This window comes from Streptomyces sp. NPDC093600 (assembly GCF_044764755.1).
Taxonomy (GTDB): Bacteria; Actinomycetota; Actinomycetes; order Streptomycetales; family Streptomycetaceae; genus Streptomyces.
Genome location: NZ_JBIWIU010000006.1, coordinates 33,962 through 50,321 on the forward strand (window position 1 = coordinate 33,962; position 16,360 = coordinate 50,321).

The 16,360-nt window shown below is 72.7% G+C and carries 19 protein-coding genes and 1 riboswitch; of the genes, 9 read left to right on the forward strand and 10 right to left on the reverse strand.

Annotated elements, in window-relative coordinates:
• Positions 1 to 42: 42 nt before the first annotated feature.
• The 8 genes from ACIRB4_RS16800 to bioB all read right to left on the reverse strand — a co-directional run bounded on the left by ACIRB4_RS16800 (position 43) and on the right by bioB (position 7,617).
• Positions 43 to 1,062, reverse strand: coding sequence for a hemolysin family protein (locus tag ACIRB4_RS16800; protein ID WP_403291917.1), 1,020 nt, complete (start codon positions 1,060 to 1,062; stop codon positions 43 to 45).
• Positions 1,059 to 2,399 (reverse strand): hemolysin family protein, encoded by a 1,341-nt coding sequence (locus ACIRB4_RS16805; protein WP_403291919.1) that lies wholly within the window; start codon positions 2,397 to 2,399, stop codon positions 1,059 to 1,061. The genes ACIRB4_RS16800 and ACIRB4_RS16805 overlap by 4 nt, the downstream gene beginning before the upstream one ends.
• 212 nt (positions 2,400 to 2,611) lie before the next feature.
• Positions 2,612 to 3,106 carry a GNAT family N-acetyltransferase gene (locus ACIRB4_RS16810; protein WP_403291921.1) on the reverse strand — a complete coding sequence of 165 codons (495 nt, stop codon included), beginning with the start codon at positions 3,104 to 3,106 and terminating at the stop codon, positions 2,612 to 2,614.
• Positions 3,107 to 3,169: 63 nt separating this feature from the next.
• Positions 3,170 to 3,835 (reverse strand): class I SAM-dependent methyltransferase, encoded by a 666-nt coding sequence (locus ACIRB4_RS16815; protein WP_403291923.1) that lies wholly within the window; start codon positions 3,833 to 3,835, stop codon positions 3,170 to 3,172.
• Between the two features lie 82 nt (positions 3,836 to 3,917).
• The gene (locus ACIRB4_RS16820; protein ID WP_403291925.1) at positions 3,918 to 4,262 is read right to left on the reverse strand and encodes a VOC family protein; all 345 of its coding nucleotides are present in this window, start codon (positions 4,260 to 4,262) and stop codon (positions 3,918 to 3,920) included.
• 19 nt (positions 4,263 to 4,281) lie between these two features.
• The gene (gene bioD / locus ACIRB4_RS16825; protein ID WP_403291927.1) at positions 4,282 to 4,998 is read right to left on the reverse strand and encodes a dethiobiotin synthase; all 717 of its coding nucleotides are present in this window, start codon (positions 4,996 to 4,998) and stop codon (positions 4,282 to 4,284) included.
• Between the two features lie 89 nt (positions 4,999 to 5,087).
• Positions 5,088 to 6,368: an adenosylmethionine--8-amino-7-oxononanoate transaminase gene (locus ACIRB4_RS16830; RefSeq protein WP_403291929.1), complete on the reverse strand. Its 1,281-nt coding sequence runs from the start codon at positions 6,366 to 6,368 to the stop codon at positions 5,088 to 5,090.
• Positions 6,361 to 7,617, reverse strand: a complete 1,257-nt coding sequence (gene bioB, locus ACIRB4_RS16835; RefSeq protein WP_403291931.1) for a biotin synthase BioB — start codon at positions 7,615 to 7,617, stop codon at positions 6,361 to 6,363. Before bioB ends, ACIRB4_RS16830 begins: the two co-directional genes overlap by 8 nt.
• A gap of 144 nt (positions 7,618 to 7,761) precedes the next feature.
• Here bioB and ACIRB4_RS16840 point away from each other — a divergent pair, with 144 nt between their 5' ends.
• Both ACIRB4_RS16840 and ACIRB4_RS16845 read left to right on the forward strand, forming a co-directional pair.
• Complete coding sequence (locus ACIRB4_RS16840) at positions 7,762 to 8,967, forward strand: 8-amino-7-oxononanoate synthase (protein ID WP_403291932.1); 1,206 nt, start codon at positions 7,762 to 7,764, stop codon at positions 8,965 to 8,967.
• A gap of 199 nt (positions 8,968 to 9,166) precedes the next feature.
• Complete coding sequence (locus ACIRB4_RS16845; protein WP_403291934.1) at positions 9,167 to 9,595, forward strand: ATP-binding protein; 429 nt, start codon at positions 9,167 to 9,169, stop codon at positions 9,593 to 9,595.
• Between the two features lie 30 nt (positions 9,596 to 9,625).
• Here the strand turns inward: ACIRB4_RS16845 and ACIRB4_RS16850 are convergent, their stop codons facing one another.
• Together ACIRB4_RS16850 and ACIRB4_RS16855 are read right to left on the reverse strand one after the other, a co-directional pair.
• Positions 9,626 to 10,102, reverse strand: coding sequence for a C40 family peptidase (locus tag ACIRB4_RS16850; RefSeq protein ID WP_403291935.1), 477 nt, complete (start codon positions 10,100 to 10,102; stop codon positions 9,626 to 9,628).
• Positions 10,103 to 10,105: 3 nt separating this feature from the next.
• Positions 10,106 to 10,304: riboswitch (cyclic di-AMP (ydaO/yuaA leader) on the reverse strand.
• Positions 10,305 to 10,618: 314 nt separating this feature from the next.
• Complete coding sequence (locus ACIRB4_RS16855) at positions 10,619 to 11,266, reverse strand: ATP-dependent Clp protease proteolytic subunit (RefSeq protein WP_403291937.1); 648 nt, start codon at positions 11,264 to 11,266, stop codon at positions 10,619 to 10,621.
• A 55-nt stretch (positions 11,267 to 11,321) separates the two neighbouring features.
• Here ACIRB4_RS16855 and ACIRB4_RS16860 point away from each other — a divergent pair, with 55 nt between their 5' ends.
• The 7 genes from ACIRB4_RS16860 (at position 11,322) to ACIRB4_RS16890 (ending at position 16,263) form a co-directional block, all read left to right on the forward strand.
• A complete protein-coding gene (locus ACIRB4_RS16860) occupies positions 11,322 to 11,609 on the forward strand; it encodes a type II toxin-antitoxin system Phd/YefM family antitoxin (protein ID WP_403291938.1) in 288 nt (95 codons plus the stop codon).
• A 184-nt stretch (positions 11,610 to 11,793) separates the two neighbouring features.
• Positions 11,794 to 12,096 (forward strand): urease subunit gamma, encoded by a 303-nt coding sequence (locus ACIRB4_RS16865; RefSeq protein WP_403291940.1) that lies wholly within the window; start codon positions 11,794 to 11,796, stop codon positions 12,094 to 12,096.
• Positions 12,097 to 12,112: 16 nt separating this feature from the next.
• Positions 12,113 to 12,442 carry an urease subunit beta gene (locus ACIRB4_RS16870; RefSeq protein WP_403291942.1) on the forward strand — a complete coding sequence of 110 codons (330 nt, stop codon included), beginning with the start codon at positions 12,113 to 12,115 and terminating at the stop codon, positions 12,440 to 12,442.
• A complete protein-coding gene (locus ACIRB4_RS16875) occupies positions 12,435 to 14,156 on the forward strand; it encodes an urease subunit alpha (protein ID WP_403291944.1) in 1,722 nt (573 codons plus the stop codon). Before ACIRB4_RS16870 ends, ACIRB4_RS16875 begins: the two co-directional genes overlap by 8 nt.
• Positions 14,156 to 14,827 (forward strand): urease accessory protein UreF, encoded by a 672-nt coding sequence (locus ACIRB4_RS16880; protein WP_403291945.1) that lies wholly within the window; start codon positions 14,156 to 14,158, stop codon positions 14,825 to 14,827. The genes ACIRB4_RS16875 and ACIRB4_RS16880 overlap by 1 nt, the downstream gene beginning before the upstream one ends.
• Before the next feature lie 18 nt (positions 14,828 to 14,845).
• Complete coding sequence (gene ureG, locus ACIRB4_RS16885) at positions 14,846 to 15,523, forward strand: urease accessory protein UreG (RefSeq protein ID WP_403291946.1); 678 nt, start codon at positions 14,846 to 14,848, stop codon at positions 15,521 to 15,523.
• On the forward strand, positions 15,520 to 16,263 hold the full coding sequence (locus ACIRB4_RS16890) for an urease accessory protein UreD (RefSeq protein WP_403291948.1): 744 nt from the start codon (positions 15,520 to 15,522) through the stop codon (positions 16,261 to 16,263). Before ureG ends, ACIRB4_RS16890 begins: the two co-directional genes overlap by 4 nt.
• Positions 16,264 to 16,360 lie beyond the last annotated feature (97 nt).

Here is a 16,360-nt window from a genome sequence, read left to right on the forward strand (position 1 = left end):
GGCCGCGCGTCCGTGCGCCCCGGGGCTCCCGCAGAGCCGGAGTCAGTGCGTCGCCGGCCGGCCCACCAGCTTTCGCAGCACGTCCTCCATCGTGACGAGGCCCGCCAGCTTGCCGTCCTCGTCCAGGACCGCCGCCAGATGGGTGCGGCTGCGGCGCATCGCCGTCAGTACGTCGTCCATCGGCGTCGCCGCCCGCACCCGGGCGATCGGCCGCATCGCCGCGACCGGGAACGGCAGGTCGCGCGGTGCCGCGTCCAGGGCGTCCTTCACATGGAGGTAGCCGAGGATCCGGCGGCCCGAGTCGACCACCGGGAAGCGGGAGAAGCCCGACTCCGCCGAGAGCGCCTCCAGCTCCTCCGGTGTCGTGCCCACCGCCGCGTACACGACCTTCTCCACCGGCATGACGACGTCCCGCACCGGACGGCGCCCCAGCTCCAGGGCGTCGTGCAGCCGTTCGGCCGCCCGGTCGTCCAGCAGGCCGGCGACGCCCGCGTCCGTCACCATCCGGGCCAGCTCGTCGTCCGAGAACGTCGCCGAGACCTCGTCCTTCGGCTCCACCCGCAACAGCTTGAGCAGGGCGTTGGCGAAGGCGTTGACCGTGAAGATCACCGGACGCAGCGTCCGGGCGAGGGCCACCAGCGGCGGGCCGAGGAGCAGCGCGGTACGCGTCGGCTCCGCCAGCGCGATGTTCTTCGGGACCATCTCACCGAGCAGCATGTGCAGATAGGTCGCCACGGCCAGCGCGATCACGAACGAGATCGGGTGCACCAGACCGTGCGGCACGCCGACCGCGTCGAAGACCGGTTCGAGCAGATGCGCGATGGCCGGCTCGGCGACGACACCGAGCACCAGGGTGCACAGCGTGATGCCGAGCTGCGCCGCCGCGAGCAGCGCCGAGACGTGCTCCAGACCCCAGATGACGCTGCGGGCCCGCCGGTCCCCGGCCTCCGCCTCCGGCTCGATCTGACTGCGGCGTACGGAGATCAGGGCGAACTCCGCGCCGACGAAGAAGGCGTTCACGACCAGGGTCAGAAAGCCGATCAGCAGCTGGATCGCGGTCATCGGCCCGCCTCCCCGGTCTCGTCGGAGCCGTCGTTGCGCGGCGCGTGCAGCAGCACGCGCGCCGCCCGGCGCCCGGAGGCGTCCACGACGTCCAGCCTCCAGTCGGCCAGCTCCACCCGGTCACCCACCGCCGGGATACGGCCCAGCTCGGTGGCGAGGACCCCGGCCAGCGTCTCGTACGGGCCGTCCGGTACGCGCAGCCCGATCGCCTCCAACTGGTCCGTACGGGCCGCGCCGTCGGCGGACCACAGATCGCGTCCGTCCGCGTCCACGCCCGCCGGTGCCAGGTCGGGAGTCTCGTGCGGATCGTGCTCGTCGCGCACCTCGCCGACGACCTCCTCCATGATGTCCTCGAGCGTCGCGACGCCTGCCGTACCGCCGTACTCGTCGATGACGACGGCCATCGTCTGCTTGCCCGAGAGCCGGTCCAGGAGCCGGTCCACGGTCAGGGTCTCCGGGACCAGCAGCGGCTCGCGCAGCATGTCGCCGATCCGGCGCAGGCGCCGCTCGCCGGCCGGTATCGCCAGGACGTCCTTGATGTGGGCGATCCCGACCACGGAGTCGAGGTTCCCGCGGTACACGGGGAAGCGGGACAGGCCGGTCGCGCGGGTCGCGTTGGCGACGTCCTCGGCGGTGGCCTGCACCTCCAGTGCGGTTACCTGGACCCGCGGCGTCATCACGTTCTCCGCCGTCAGCTCGGCCAGGTTGAGGGTCCGTACGAACAGCTCGGCGGTGTCCGGCTCCAGCGCGCCCTCACGGGCGGAGTGGCGGGCGAGCGCCACCAGCTCCTGGGGGGAACGCGCGGAGGCCAGCTCTTCGGCCGGCTCCATCCCGATCCGGCGCAGGATCCGGTTCGCGGTGTTGTTGAGATGGCTGATCAGCGGCTTGAACGCGGCGGTGAAGACCCGCTGCGGGGTGGCCACCCGCTTCGCGATCGCCAGCGGTGAGGAGATGGCCCAGTTCTTGGGGACCAGCTCGCCGACGACCATCAGGACGACGGTCGACAGGGCGGTGCCGATCACCAGGGCGACCGAGGAGGCGATCGAGGGGGCGACGCCGACCGCCTCCATCGGGCCGCGGATCAGCTTGGCGATCGAGGGTTCGGCGAGCATGCCGACGACCAGGTTGGTGACGGTGATGCCGAGCTGCGCGCCGGAGAGCTGGAAGGTGAGCGTCTTGACGGCCCTGAGCGCGCTCGCGGCCCCGCGCTCCCCCCGCTCGACGGCCGCTTCCAGCTCGCCGCGCTCGACCGTGGTCAGCGAGAACTCGGCCGCGACGAAGGCGCCGCACGCCAGCGAGAGCAGCAGCGCCACCACGAGAAGAAGCACTTCGATCATCGATTCACCTCCGTCCCATGGTCGGACAGGGACGTAAGGGGCGCTCGATGGGGGTCGTGGCGCAGGCTGCTACTGGGAGGCTCGCCCATGGGCGGACGCTCACACCTTTCGGTCGTCGGGAAGAAAGCACCTATGGTAAAGGACGGGCAAAGCGGTCGGCTGATCACCCTGGCGGACGGGCTCGGCCGGCCGCGGCGACCCGTTCGCCCGGGTCACGACCGGCTGCCCACCTCGTCCGGGTCGTCCGCGCCGCCCGCCTCGGCCGGGCCGGGTACGGCGGGTACGGGCGGCAGCGGCTTGACCCAGCGCCTCCACCGCTCCTCCGGCTCGTACCCCGCCGCCCGCCAGGCACGCTGCCCCAGCTCGTTGCGGTTCAGCACCATGGCGTCCGCCCGCCGCCCCCCGAGCCGTACGAAACGCTCCTCGGCCGCCGCGAGCAGCGCGCCTCCGACGCCCTGGCGGCGGTGGCCCGGGTGGACGGCGAGCCGGTAGAGGTGACAGCGCCATCCGTCGAAACCGGCGATGACCGTGCCGGCCAGCTCGCCGCCGCGCTCGGCGAGGATCAGCGCCTCGGGGTCGCGGGCGACGAGCCGCTCGATCCCGTCACGGTCGTCGCTGATGCTGGTGCCCTCGGCGGCGACCTTCCAGAAGGCCAGGACGGTGTCGAGGTCGGCGGGGGAGGCGGCCCGGATACGAAGATCGTTCATGGTGGGCATCCCACCACCGCGGACAGCCGGCCGTCGACCCCGTCCCCCGGCCGCCGACGGTCCTCAGCCGCGTCGCGCCGAACCCAGCACACAGAAGGAGGAGGGCATGCGGGGGCCTTCCGCCGGGACGATGAGACGCCGGTACGCCGCCGGTTCGAACCCGGCCGCCTCGATAGCCGCCAGCGGATCGCGCGCCGTGTGGCAGCCGCCGAAGAGCAGCGGCCAGACCGTGCGGTCGAGGGCGCGCTGAGCCCGCGCCATCCCGCGACCCGGTGCCAACCCGTGCTCGAAGAAGCGCAGTTCACCACCCGGGCGCACCACCCGGTACAGCTCGGCGAGCGCGCGCGGCACATCCCGTACGGTGCACAGCACCAGCGAGACCACCGCCGCGTCGAACGCCTCGCTCTTCACCGGCAGCGCCTCCGCCGCGCCGGGCACCACATCGACCGGCACCTCCGCGCGCAGGGCGGCCTCGGCCGCCAACCGCCGCAGATGGCGCTCCGGTTCGATCGCCACGACCTCCGACACGGCCCCGGGGTAGTGCGCGAAGTTCAGGCCGTTCCCGGCGCCGATCTCGATGACCCGGCCCGAGAGGCCGCTGAGCAGCTCCGTACGCAGGTCGCCGATACCGCCCTTGGCGTCGGCGGCGACGCTGAACCGTGCGTAGAAGCGGGCGAAGAGGGGGTGGTGGACGGCGTCCCGGGGGACCCGGGTGGAACGCGAGGACATCGCGGACCTCCTCCGACGCTCGACGGCGCAGCAGACGCGGACGGGGTGATGACGGGGTGATTCTTCCCCGTTCCGCGGCCGCTCAGCCCGTCACGAAGCAGAACTCGTTGCCCTCCGGGTCCCGCATCACCTGGAAGTCCCCGTAGTCGTCGGTGACGATCCCGGCGACCCGCTCCGCCCCCCGGCCGGTCACCTCGTCGGCCGCCGCGTCGAGATCGGGCACCTGGAGGTCCAGATGGAGCCGGTTCTTGACGGCCTTGCCCTCCGGCACCCGTTGGAAGGCGAGCCGGACGAACCCCGGCGGGTCGACGTACGACCAGTCGGGGCTCCGGTCGACCGGAGCCCCGCCGACGAGCTCGGCCCAGAACCGGACCAGAGCAGCCGGATCGGCGCAGTCGAAGACGATTTCCTGAACAGTCGCACGCATACGTCTCAGCGTACGGAGATCACGGCCGGTGCGCCGAGGCGAAACGCTGCGCGTCCCAGCTCCCGCCCAGCGCGGGAGCCAGCCACTCGACCGCCGCCGCCCGGAAGCGGGCCGGGTCCAGCGCGCCCGCGCCCTCCGGCACGGCCCCCAGCAGCGGCGCCCCGGCCGCCTCCGGCAGATCCTCCAGATTGCAGCGCGCGGCCAGATCGGGGACGGCCGGCCAGCTGCCCACCACCACGCCCAGCTGCGCGATGCCGCGCGCCCGCAGGGCCTCGGCCGTCAGCGCGGTGGTGTTCAGCGTGCCGAGACCGGCCGGCGCCACCACCAGGACCGGCGCACCGAGCAGTCGGGCGGAGTCGGCGAGCGTGCCGCCCTCCTCGTCGAAGCGGACCAGCAGCCCGCCCGCCCCCTCCACCAGCACCAGGTCGTGGGAGGCGGCCAACTTCTCCGCCGCCTCGGCGACCTCCCGCGGTCCGACCGGTGCCATGCCCGCCCGCCGGGCGGCGGTGGCGGGCGCCAACGGCTCGGGGAAGCGGGCGAGTTCGGCCGAGGTCTCGGCTCCGGAGAGCCGCACGACCTCGTCCGCGTCGCCCCGCTCGTGCGGAGCGAGCCCCGTCTGCGCGGGTTTGAGCACGGCCACCGAACGTCCCTGGCCGACGGCGACGGCGGCCAGGGACGCGGTCACGATCGTCTTGCCGATCTCCGTGCCCGTGCCGCTGACGACGATCACGCTCATGTGGTGCGGTTCCTCTCTGTCGTGCTCTGTCGCGCCGACCCGTCAACGGTCAGCCGGCCGGCCGTCGACGGGTCGGCGCCGGGGGCGGTTCAGCCGGCTGCCGCCGCCGCGAGGACCGCGGCGCAGACGCGTGCGACGTCCTCGTCGCCGGTGACGAACGGCGGCATGGTGTAGATCAGGTCGCGGAACGGGCGCAGCCACACGCCCTCCCGTACCGCCGCCTCGGTGGCCGCCGCCATGTCCACCTCGTGATCGAGCTGGACGACCCCGATGGCGCCGAGCACCCGCACGTCCCGGACGCCCGGCAGCGCGGCGGCCTCCGCGAGCCCCTCGCGCAGCCCCGCCTCGATCCGCTTGACCTCCACCGCCCAGTCCTGGGCGAGCAGCAGGTCGATCGAGGCGCAGGCGACCGCCGAGGCCAGCGGGTTGCCCATGAACGTCGGGCCGTGCGCGAGGACCGGAACCTCGCCGCGCGAGATCCCCTCGGCGACCCGCGTCGTACAGAGCGTCGCCGCCATCGACAGATAGCCGCCGGTCAGCGCCTTGCCCACACACATCACGTCGGGGGAGACCCCGGCGTGGTCGGCGGCGAACAGCGCGCCGGTGCGGCCGAACCCGGTCGCGATCTCGTCGAAGACCAACAGCACGCCGTGCTCGTCGCACGCCTCCCGCAGCACCCGCAGATACTCCGGCGCGTGGAAGCGCATCCCGCCCGCGCCCTGCACCACCGGCTCCACGATCACCGCGGCCAGCTCCTCGGCGTGCCGGCCGATCTCCTCGCGCAGCAGCTCCGCGTACGACTCCTCGTACGCGGCGGGCGGCGCGTCCACGAACACCTGGCGCTGCAGCACGCCCGACCACAGCTCGTGCATCCCGCCCTCGGGGTCGCACACCGACATCGGCTGCCAGGTGTCCCCGTGGTAGCCGCCGCGCCAGGTCAGCAGCCGCCGCTTGCCGGGCCTGCCCACCGAGCGCCAGTACTGCAGGCACATCTTGGCCGCGACCTCGACGGAGACCGAACCCGAGTCGCTGAGGAACACATGCCGCAGCGGCTCGGGCGTGATCTCCACCAGCCGGGTGGCGAGCCGCACGGCCGGCTCATGGGTCAGGCCACCGAACATGACATGGCTCATCCGGTCCAGCTGGCCCCGCACCGCCTCGTTGAGGACCGGGTGGTTGTAGCCGTGGATCGCGGACCACCACGAGGACATGCCGTCGATCAACTCCGCCCGGCCGTGCACCGGTTCGGCGAGGCGGAGCCGGACCCCGGCGGCGGACGCGACGACCAGCGGTTCCGTACGGCCCGGCATGGGGCCGTACGGATGCCAGACGTGCGCCCGGTCCAGGGCGAGCAGTTCGCTGTTACGCATTGGGCGCGAGGTCCGTGCCGGCGCCCCGGCGGCGGACCGCCACCAGGTCCGTACGGGCGTTCGGCGCCTCGGCGGTCTCGGCCGCCGCCGCTTCCCGGGCCTCGGGCACGGGACCGCCGCACGGACCGCAGCCGGCACCTTCGGCGTGCGAGCCGCAGCCGGTCCCCGCCTCCGCGTGCGAGCCGCAGCCGGCCCCCGCCTTCGCGTGCGAGCCGCAGCCGCCCGCCACCGCGGCGAGCGCGTCGGCCCGGTGCTCCGGAAGCGTCGTGGTGCCCGCTCCCTCCACCTCGAAGCCCGCGTCCGCGATCATGTCGAGGTCCGCCTTGCCGGCCTGGCCCTCGCTCGTCAGATAGTCACCGAGGAAGATCGAGTTCGCCAGATGCAGCGCCAGCGGCTGCATCGAGCGCAGATGCACCTCGCGGCCGCCCGCGATCCGGACCTCCACGTCCGGGCAGACGAACCGGACCATCGCCAGGATCCGCAGACAGCGCTGCGGCGTGAGGTTCCACTCCTTGGCCAGCGGTGTGCCCTCGAACGGGATCAGGAAGTTCACCGGCACCGAGTCCGGGTCGAGCTCACGCAGCGCGTACACGACGTCGACGAGGTCCTCGTCGCTCTCGCCCATGCCCGCGATCAGACCCGAGCAGGCCGACAGGCCGGCGGCGTGCGCCTTCTGGACGGTGTCCACCCGGTCCGCGTAGGTGTGGGTGGTGGTGATCTCCCCGTACGTCCCCTCGGACGTGTTGAGGTTGTGGTTGTACGCGTCGGCGCCCGCCTCGCGCAGCCGCTCCGCCTGGCCGTCGGAGAGCAGCCCGAGGCACGCGCAGACCTCGACGCCCTCGTTCTGCTCCTTGATCGCCTCGATGGTCTTGCCGACCCGGTCCACGTCCCGGTCCGTCGGGCCGCGGCCGCTCGCCACCAGGCAGACCCGCTTCGCGCCGCCCGCAACACCGGCCGCGGCGGCCTGGGACGCCTCGTCCGGCTTCAGCCAGGTGTACTTCAGGATCCCGGCCGTGGAGCCGAGCCGCTGCGAGCAGTACGAGCAGTCCTCCGGGCAGAGACCGGACTTCAGATTGACCAGATAGTTCAGCTTCACCCGGCGCCCGAACCACTCACGGCGCACCTTGCCGGCCGCGGCCACCACATCGAGCAGTTCGTCGTCGGAGGTCGCCAGCACGGCGAGCGCTTCTTCACGGGTCGGCAGCTCGCGCCGCAACCCCTTGTCCACCAGGGTGTTCAGCAGGTCCATAAGGGCTGATCCTGGCCTACGGCACGCCCCCCGGCCAAGGAGGAACCGAACAACAGCGCCGGTTTGAGGTGTGTGGATCGCCACACTCTGACCTCGGACGCGGCCGGTTAGGGTCTGTGCGCTGCCTACAAAAGGATCTGCCTCATGCTCAGGGACGAGGACACGCGGGCCGAGGGCTCGGACGGGGGTTCGGGCACCGACGGGCGCCGGACCGCGTTCGACTGGACGGACGCCGAGGCACGCGGCCGTGCGGCGGCCGGTCTCGTCCGCACGCTGAGGCCCCGGGCCGCGGAGTCGGAGCTGCTCGACCTGGCGAGCAACGACTACCTCGGCCTGACCCGGCGCCCCGAGATCACCGAGGCCGCCGCGGCGGCCGCCCGGCGCTGGGGCGCGGGCTCCACCGGTTCGCGGCTGGTCACCGGCACCACCCGGCTGCACGCCGACCTCGAACGCGAACTCGCCGCGTTCTGCGGCTTCGAGGCCGCCCTCGTCTTCTCCTCCGGTTACACGGCCAATCTGGCCGCCCTCACCGCGCTGAGCGGCCGCGGCTCCCTGATCGTCTCGGACGCCGGCAACCACGCCTCGATCGTGGACGGCTGCCGGCTCTCGCGCGCGGAGACGGCCGTGGTCCCGCACCGCGACCCCGAGGCCGTACGCAAGGCACTGCACGCCCACGGCGGGCGGCGGGCCCTCGCCGTCACCGACTCGGTCTTCTCGGTGGACGGCGACAAGGCCCCGCTGGCCGAACTGGCCCGGGCCTGCCGGGACCACGGCGCCGCGCTCGTCGTCGACGACGCCCACGGCCTGGGCGTCCTCGGGGAGGGGGGCCGGGGCGCCCTGCACGCCGCGGGTCTCGCCGGTGACGAGGACGTCGTCGCCACCCTGACCCTCTCCAAGTCCCTCGGCAGCCAGGGCGGCGCCGTCCTCGGCCCCGCGCGGGTCATCGAGCACCTGGTCAACGCGGCCCGGACGTTCATCTTCGACACCGGGCTCGCCCCGGCGGCCGTGGGCGCCGCACTCGCGAGCCTGCGCCTGATCCACGGCGAGCCCGGGCTCGCGGAGCGGGCGAGGAGGGTGGCCACGACCTTGTACCGGCTCCTGACCGACGGCGGGCTGACCGCCGTACGCCCGGACGCGGCCGTGGTCTCGGTGCGCGCCCCCTCGCCGGAGGCGGCGCTGAGGTGGGCGGCGGACTGCCGGGCGGAGGGCCTGGCGGTGGGCTGCTTCCGGCCCCCTTCGGTGCCGGACGGCATCTCCCGGCTGCGGCTCACGGCCCGCGCGGATCTCAGCGACACCCAGATCGCCGAGGCGGTGGCGACGATCGTCCGCACCGCCCCGGCAGGCTCCTAGGGAGTGTCCCGCGGACCGGCCCGATATGCCTTAGGGGAGAGCCGCCTCAAAAAGGTTGCGCCTCGCCGGAGTTCACCGCATCGGGGGACAGATATCGGCATATCTTGGGGGATCGACACCCATGGCGGTACGTCCGGTGGCACTCTGACGGCGAGCGCAATCCGGGGCGGGGCCCCGGTGGGAAAGGGACAGCGTCGCCATGGCAGACCATCAGGAAGCAACCGTCACTCTGCCGAGCGATCCCGCCTCGGTGTCCGCCGCACGAAGATATGTCGCCGACGTTCTCGGCGAGTGGGGCCTCCCGGACGGCAGCGCCACCGCCGACACCGTCCGGCTGATCGTCTCGGAACTGGCCACCAACGCCGTCCAGCACACCTTCGGCCAGTCGCCCACCTTCACCGTCGACGTCCGCCTGGAGCGCGAGGAGCGGCTGTGCGTCGGCGTCACCGACAGCCATCCGCGCCGGCCCCGGCGGCTGCCGGCGGCCGTGCAGCAGGACAACGGCCGGGGGATGGTGATCATCCGCTTCCTCGCGGCCGAGGCGGGTGGCCGGCTCGCGGTCACCCCGACCGCCGACGGCGGCAAGACCGTCTGGATCACGCTGCCCTGGAAGGCTTCCCTGGTCTAGGGCCTCTCGTTCCGGTCAATGCCGGGCCCGTCAGCGGACCCGGCCGTAGTAGATCTTCGAGGACCAGATCTTGTCGAGCTTCACCCAGGAGCCGGTCTTGGGGGAGTGCCAGATCTTGTTGCCACCGGCGTAGATGCCCACGTGGTAGACCCTTCCGCCGGAGTGGAAGAACACCAGGTCGCCCCGCTGCCTGCTGGAGGCGGAGATGTGCCGGGTCTTGTTGTACTGCTGCTGCGCGGTACGGGGCAGCGACTTGCCCGCCTTCTTGTACGAGTAGAGCGTGAGCCCCGAGCAGTCGAACCTGCTCGGCCCGGTCGCTCCGTACTTGTAAGGCGATCCCTTCTTGGCGGCGGCGATGCGCAGCGCCTTGTCGGCGTGTGCGGTCGCGGCCTGGGCCTCCGGTGCGCCGCCCGGCGCCAGCAGCGTGCCGCCGACGGCGGCGAGGGTGAGAGCCGAGACGGCTCCGGCCCGGGACAGCAGGGACGGGACATGAATCTGCGCAGTCATGCGCAACCCTTCGTCAGCCGCCTGTGAAGGATGACCTGTCGGGTTCGGGCAGGACGAAGATGCCCGGCCGCGGCTGCGGCTTCACCCCGAGGGACGGCCCACCTGCTCGGTCGTCCCGTGCTGCTCGGGTCCTCCACTCCTGCCGATCCACTCCTGTCGACCAGACGTCCGGGACAGCGGCAGGACTCGGCGTCCGCCCGGACCGCCCCGCCGCGGTGGCGGGGGCTTGTCGTCGTCACGGATCTTGACCCAAACACTGGTCGAAAACCGAGCTGAAACGGCGATATGTGAGGCTCCTCACGACTGATCCGTTCGAGTGGACAAGAAGGTTTCGTGATCTTCAGAGGTTTGGTCGACGGGCCCCGTACCAGGGCTGGAACAGCCGATTCCGCCAGATGTGTGCACCTGTCCTGCAACTCACCCCTCCCATAAGTCGATTCGTCGACTACGCCGAACGAGGGAGGGATTTCACGGCGCCGGTGCTCCGAGTGGACCTCGACACGACACGCGGGAATGTCAACTGGCCGGTGCGCCGGGGAACCTGACGGGACCCGCGCCGCGCTTCGCGTCCCGGTTCTGGATCACGTGGTCCACCAGGCCGTACGCCGTGGCGGCCGGCGCGTCGAGAACGGTGGTCCGGTCGATGTCGGCGTCGATCCGCTCACGGCTCCGCCCGGTGTGGGTGGCCAGCATCCCGGCCACCATCGCGCGCAGGCGCAGCAATTCCCGCGCCTGGATGTCGAGATCGCTGGGCTGCCCGTGCAACGGCTCGGCCATTGCTGGCTGCTGGAGCACGATCCGGGCTCCGGGCAGGGCGAGCCGCTTGCCCGGGGCTCCCGCCGCGAGCAGGACGGCGGCCGTGGAGGCGGCCTGCCCGAGGCAGGTGGTCGCCACGTCGCAGGTGATCACCTGCATCGTGTCGTAGATGGCGGACAAGGAGCTGAGCGAGCCGCCGGGGGAGTTGATGTAGAGCGAGATGTCCCGGTCCGGGGCGGCGTACTCCAGGTGCAGCAGCTGTGCGATCACGTCGTTGGCCGACGTCTCGTCGATCGGTGTGCCGAGGAAGACGATCCGCTCCTGGAGCAGCTTGGAGTACGGATCGAGGGTCCGGATCCCGGAGCTGGTGCGCTCGGTGAACTCGGGCAGCACATAGCGAAGGTCCATGGGGCACGCTCCTTGTAAAAAATGTACAGGACGTACAGCTCGTAAGATGAGGAGCATGGCCTACGAGATTCCGGTGACGCAAGCACGTGCTGAGCTCGCCGACCTGATCAACCGGGTGGTGTACGGCGGCGAACGCGTCGTCGTGACCCGGCACGGCAAGCCCTTGGTGGCGCTCGTCTCCGCCGCTGACCTGGAACGACTCGAGGCGGACGAGGACCGGGAGGCGGAGTCGGCCGAGGAGCGGATGATCAGCTCGGTCTCCCGCGTCGACACCGCCCCATCCGCTCCGGGCGAACAGAGCCGCTTCGGCATCGCCGCCCGCCACCGCGAGCCGGGCGCGTAGAACCCGGCGGGCGCCGATGTCCACGGGGACGCAAAGCCCGAGTTAACGCGCCGGAAAAACTTCCGCCCTAACGTGCAATGTCTGACCCAGCAGCGCCGCGACGCGGCTCGACACCGTGATGAAGATCGGTAACGTCCGCTGCTGTCCGGGAGAGCCGCCCGGTGGACGACTGTGAGGTGGAAGCGTGCAACTGACCCCGCATGAGCAGGAACGCCTGCTCATCCATGTGGCGGCGGACGTGGCCGAGAAGCGCAGGGCGCGCGGGGTGAAGCTCAACCACCCCGAGTCCATCGCGTTGATCACCGCCCACATCCTGGAGGGCGCACGGGACGGCCGTACGGTCGCCGAGCTCATGGCCTCCGGCCGCAAGGTCCTCTCCCGCGAGGACGTCATGGCCGGTATCCCCGAGATGATCCACGACGTGCAGGTCGAGGCCACCTTCCCGGACGGCACCAAGCTCGTCACCGTCCACGATCCGATCGTGTGACGGGGGAGCGCCGCCGATGATTCCCGGAGAGATCCTGTACGGGGAAGGCCCCGTGGCCCTCAACGAGGGCCGCCCCGTCACCCGCCTCACGGTCCTGAACGCCGCCGACCGCCCCGTCCAGGTCGGCTCCCACTACCACTTCGCCGAGGCCAATCCCGGTCTCGACTTCGACCGCGCCGCCGCGCGCGGGCTGCGGCTCCACATCGCCGCGGGCACCGCCGTGCGCTTCGAACCCGGCATCCCCGTGGAGGTCGAACTCGTACCGCTGGCGGGCCGCCGGGTGGTCCCCGGCCTGCGCGGCGAGACCGCGGGCGCGCTCGACACCGAGGGGGCCGACCGTGCCTGAACTGCACCGCTCCGTCTACGCCGACCTCTTCGGCCCCACCACCGGCGACCGCGTCCGGCTCGCCGACACCGACCTGTTCGTCGAGATCGAGGAGGACCGCTCCGGCGGACCCGGCCGCGCCGGCGACGAAGCCGTCTTCGGCGGCGGCAAGGTCATCCGCGAGTCCATGGGCCAGGCCCGGACGACCCGCGCCGAGGGCGCGCCCGACACCGTCGTCACCGGCGCCGTCATCATCGACCACTGGGGCGTCGTCAAGGCCGACATAGGCATCCGCGACGGCCGGATCACCGCACTCGGCAAGGCCGGCAACCCCGACACCATGGACGGCGTCCACCCCGCCCTCGTGATCGGACCGGAGACCGAGGTCATCGTCGGCAACGGCAGAATCGTCACCGCCGGGGCCGTCGACGCCCACGTCCACTTCATCTCACCGACCGTCGTCGAGCAGGCGCTCGCCACCGGCATCACCACCCTCGTCGGCGGCGGCACGGGCCCGGCCGAAGGCACCAAGGCGACCACCGTCACCCCCGGCCCCTGGCATCTCGCCCGGATGTTCGAGGCGCTGGACACGTTCCCCGTCAACATCGGGCTGCTCGGCAAGGGCAACACCATGTCGCGGGAGGCCATGCACTCGCAGCTCAGGGGCGGCGCACTCGGCTTCAAGATCCACGAGGACTGGGGGGCCACCCCGGCCGTGATCGACGCCTGCCTGAGCGTCTGCGACGAGACCGGTGCCCAACTCGCCATCCACACCGACACCCTGAACGAGGCCGGCTTCGTCGGCGACACCCTCGCCGCCATCGCGGGCCGCACCATCCACGCGTACCACACCGAAGGCGCGGGCGGCGGGCACGCGCCCGACATCATCACCGTCGTCTCCGAGCCGTACGTGCTTCCCAGCTCCACCAACCCGACCCGGCCCCACACCCTCAACACCGTCGAGGAACACCTCGACATGCTGATGGTCTGCCACCACCTCAACCCGGCCGTCCCCGAGGACCTCGCCTTCGCCGAGTCCCGTATCCGGCCCTCGACCATCGCCGCCGAGGACATCCTCCACGACCTCGGCGCCATCTCGATCATCTCCTCCGACTCCCAGGCCATGGGGCGCGTCGGCGAGGTGATCATGCGCACGTGGCAGACCGCGCACGTGATGAAGAAGCGCCGGGGCGCCCTGCCCGGCGACGGCCGCGCCGACAACCACCGCGCCCGCCGCTATGTCGCCAAGTACACGATCAACCCGGCGGTCGCCCAGGGGATGGACCATCTCATCGGCTCGGTCGAGCCCGGCAAGCTCGCCGACCTGGTGCTCTGGGAGCCGGCGTTCTTCGGCGTGAAGCCGCTGACCGTGCTCAAGGGCGGCCAGATCGCGTACGCGCAGATGGGCGACGCCAACGCCTCCATCCCCACCCCTCAGCCCGTCATGCCCCGCCCGATGTTCGGGGCGCTCGGCAAGGCGGCCGCCGCCGGATCGGTCAACTTCACCGCGCAGGCGGCGATCGAGGACGACCTGCCCCAACGGCTCGGCGTGGGAAAGGAGTTCGTCGCGATCGGCAGCACCCGCCGGGTCACCAAGGCGGACATGCGGGAGAACGACGCCCTGCCCCGGGTCGAGGTCGACGCCGACACCTTCACGGTGACGATCGACGGGGAGCCGGTCGAACCCGCGCCTGCCGCCGAACTGCCCCTCGCCCAACGCTACTTCCTCTTCTGATGGCGACCAGCGACCGCGCGGCCCTCCTCGTGCTCGCCGACGGGCGGTTCCCCGCCGGCGGACACGCCCACTCCGGCGGCGCCGAGGCCGCCGTCAAGGCCGGCCGGATCACCGACGCGGCCGGCCTCGCCGCGTTCTGCCGGGGCCGCCTCCACACCACCGGCCTCACCTCGGCGGGCCTCGCCGCCGCGGCCGCGCTCGGACTCGACCCGCACGCCCTCGACGCGGCCGCCGACGCCCGCACACCCTCGCCCGCCCTGCGCGCCGCCGCCCGCAGACTCGGCCGGCAGCTGATGCGGGCGGCCAGGGCCGCCTGGCCCTGCCCCGAACTCGACGCGCTCGCCGCCGCGTTCCCGCGCGGCGCCCACCAGCCCGTCGTCCTCGGCGCCACCGCCCGCGCCGCCGGCCTCGGCCCCGAGGACGCCGCGCACTGCGTCGCGTACGAGACGGTCAGCGGCCCCGCCACGGCGGTCGTACGCCTCCTCGGCCTCGATCCCTTCCAGGCCACCGCCGTCCTCGCCCGCCTCACCCCCGACCTGGACCGGGTCGCCGAACGCGCCGCGGCCGCCGCCCGGCAGGGTATCGACGCCCTGCCCGCCGCCTCCGCGCCGCTGCTCGACATCACCGCCGAACAGCACGCGGCCTGGCCCGTCCGCCTCTTCGCCTCGTAAGCCGCAAGGAGCCGCCCCATGCACCTCGACCACTCCCACGACGGGCCGTCCGCCCTCTCCGCCGACGCACACCGCCCCGACGGCACCCGGCGCGCCCTGCGCGTCGGCCTCGGCGGGCCCGTCGGCTCCGGCAAGACCGCGACCGTCGCCGCGCTGTGCCGCGCCCTGCGCGACCAGCTCTCCCTCGCCGTCGTCACCAACGACATCTACACCCGCGAGGACGCCGAATTCCTGCTCCGCAACGCCGTCCTGCCGCCCGAGCGGATCCAGGCGGTCGAGACCGGCGCCTGTCCGCACACCGCCATCCGCGACGACATCTCCGCCAACCTCGAAGCCGTCGAAGAACTGGAGGCCACGGCCGGCCCCCTCGACCTGATCCTCGTCGAGTCCGGTGGCGACAACCTCACCGCCACCTTCTCCAAGGGCTTGGTCGACGCCCAGATCTTCGTCATCGACGTGGCGGGCGGCGACGACATCCCACGCAAGGGCGGCCCCGGCGTCACCACCGCCGACCTCCTCGTGATCAACAAGACCGACCTCGCCCCCTACGTCGGCTCCGACCTGGAGCGGATGGCCCGCGACGCCAAGGAGCAGCGCGGCGATCTGCCGGTCGCCTTCACCTCCCTCACCAGCGAGAACGGCGTCGGCCCGATCGTCGACTGGGTCCGCGCCCAGCTCGCGGCCTGGGCCGCATGAGCCTGCGCGCCACCGCCCGGATCGTCGCCGACGCGGCGGGCCGCCTGCCGGTCCTGGAGAGCGACGGCCCCCTCGCCGTCCGCCGCACCCGGACCACCGACCCGTACACCCGGGTCACCGTCGTCGGCGCGATGAGCGCGCCGCTCGGCGGCGACCGGCTGGCGATCCAGGCGGACGTACGGGACGGGGCACGGCTGCTCGTCGACTCGGCCGCCGCGACCGTGGCCCTGCCCGGCCGCGCCGCCGAACCCGCCACGTACGACATACGGCTCACCGTCGGCGAGGGCGCCGTGCTGCGCTGGCTCCCCGAGCAGCTGATCTCCGCCGACGGCTCCGACCTGCGGATGCGCACGACGGTCGAACTCGCCGCGACGGCACGGTTCGTGCTCCGCGAGGAACAGGTCCTCGGCCGTCACGGCGAGGCGACCGGCACGCTCACCACCCGCCTCACCGTCCGCCGTGCCGGACGGCCCCTGCTCGACCAGGAACTGGCGTACGGTCCGGGCGCCCCCGACGGGTGGGACGGTGGCGCGGTCCTCGCAGGCCACCGTGCCACCGGCCAACTCCTCGTCGTGGACCCGGCGTTCGGGGAGAAGCCGGTCGAGCCCCGGCTGCTCGCCGAGAACGCCGTCCTCGCCCCACTGGCCGGCCCCGCGGCCCTCGTCACCGCCGTCGCCCCCGACGCGCTCCGGCTGCGCCGCGCCCTCGACGAGGCCCTGCGGGAACTCGCCCCGTTCTGAGATCGCCGCCCCGCCGGAACCGGAGGGGCGGCCACCTCCGCGCCAGGTCGTGTCCGGAAAGTCTCGCCTGGCCTGCGACGCCCTGCACGCGCGGTCG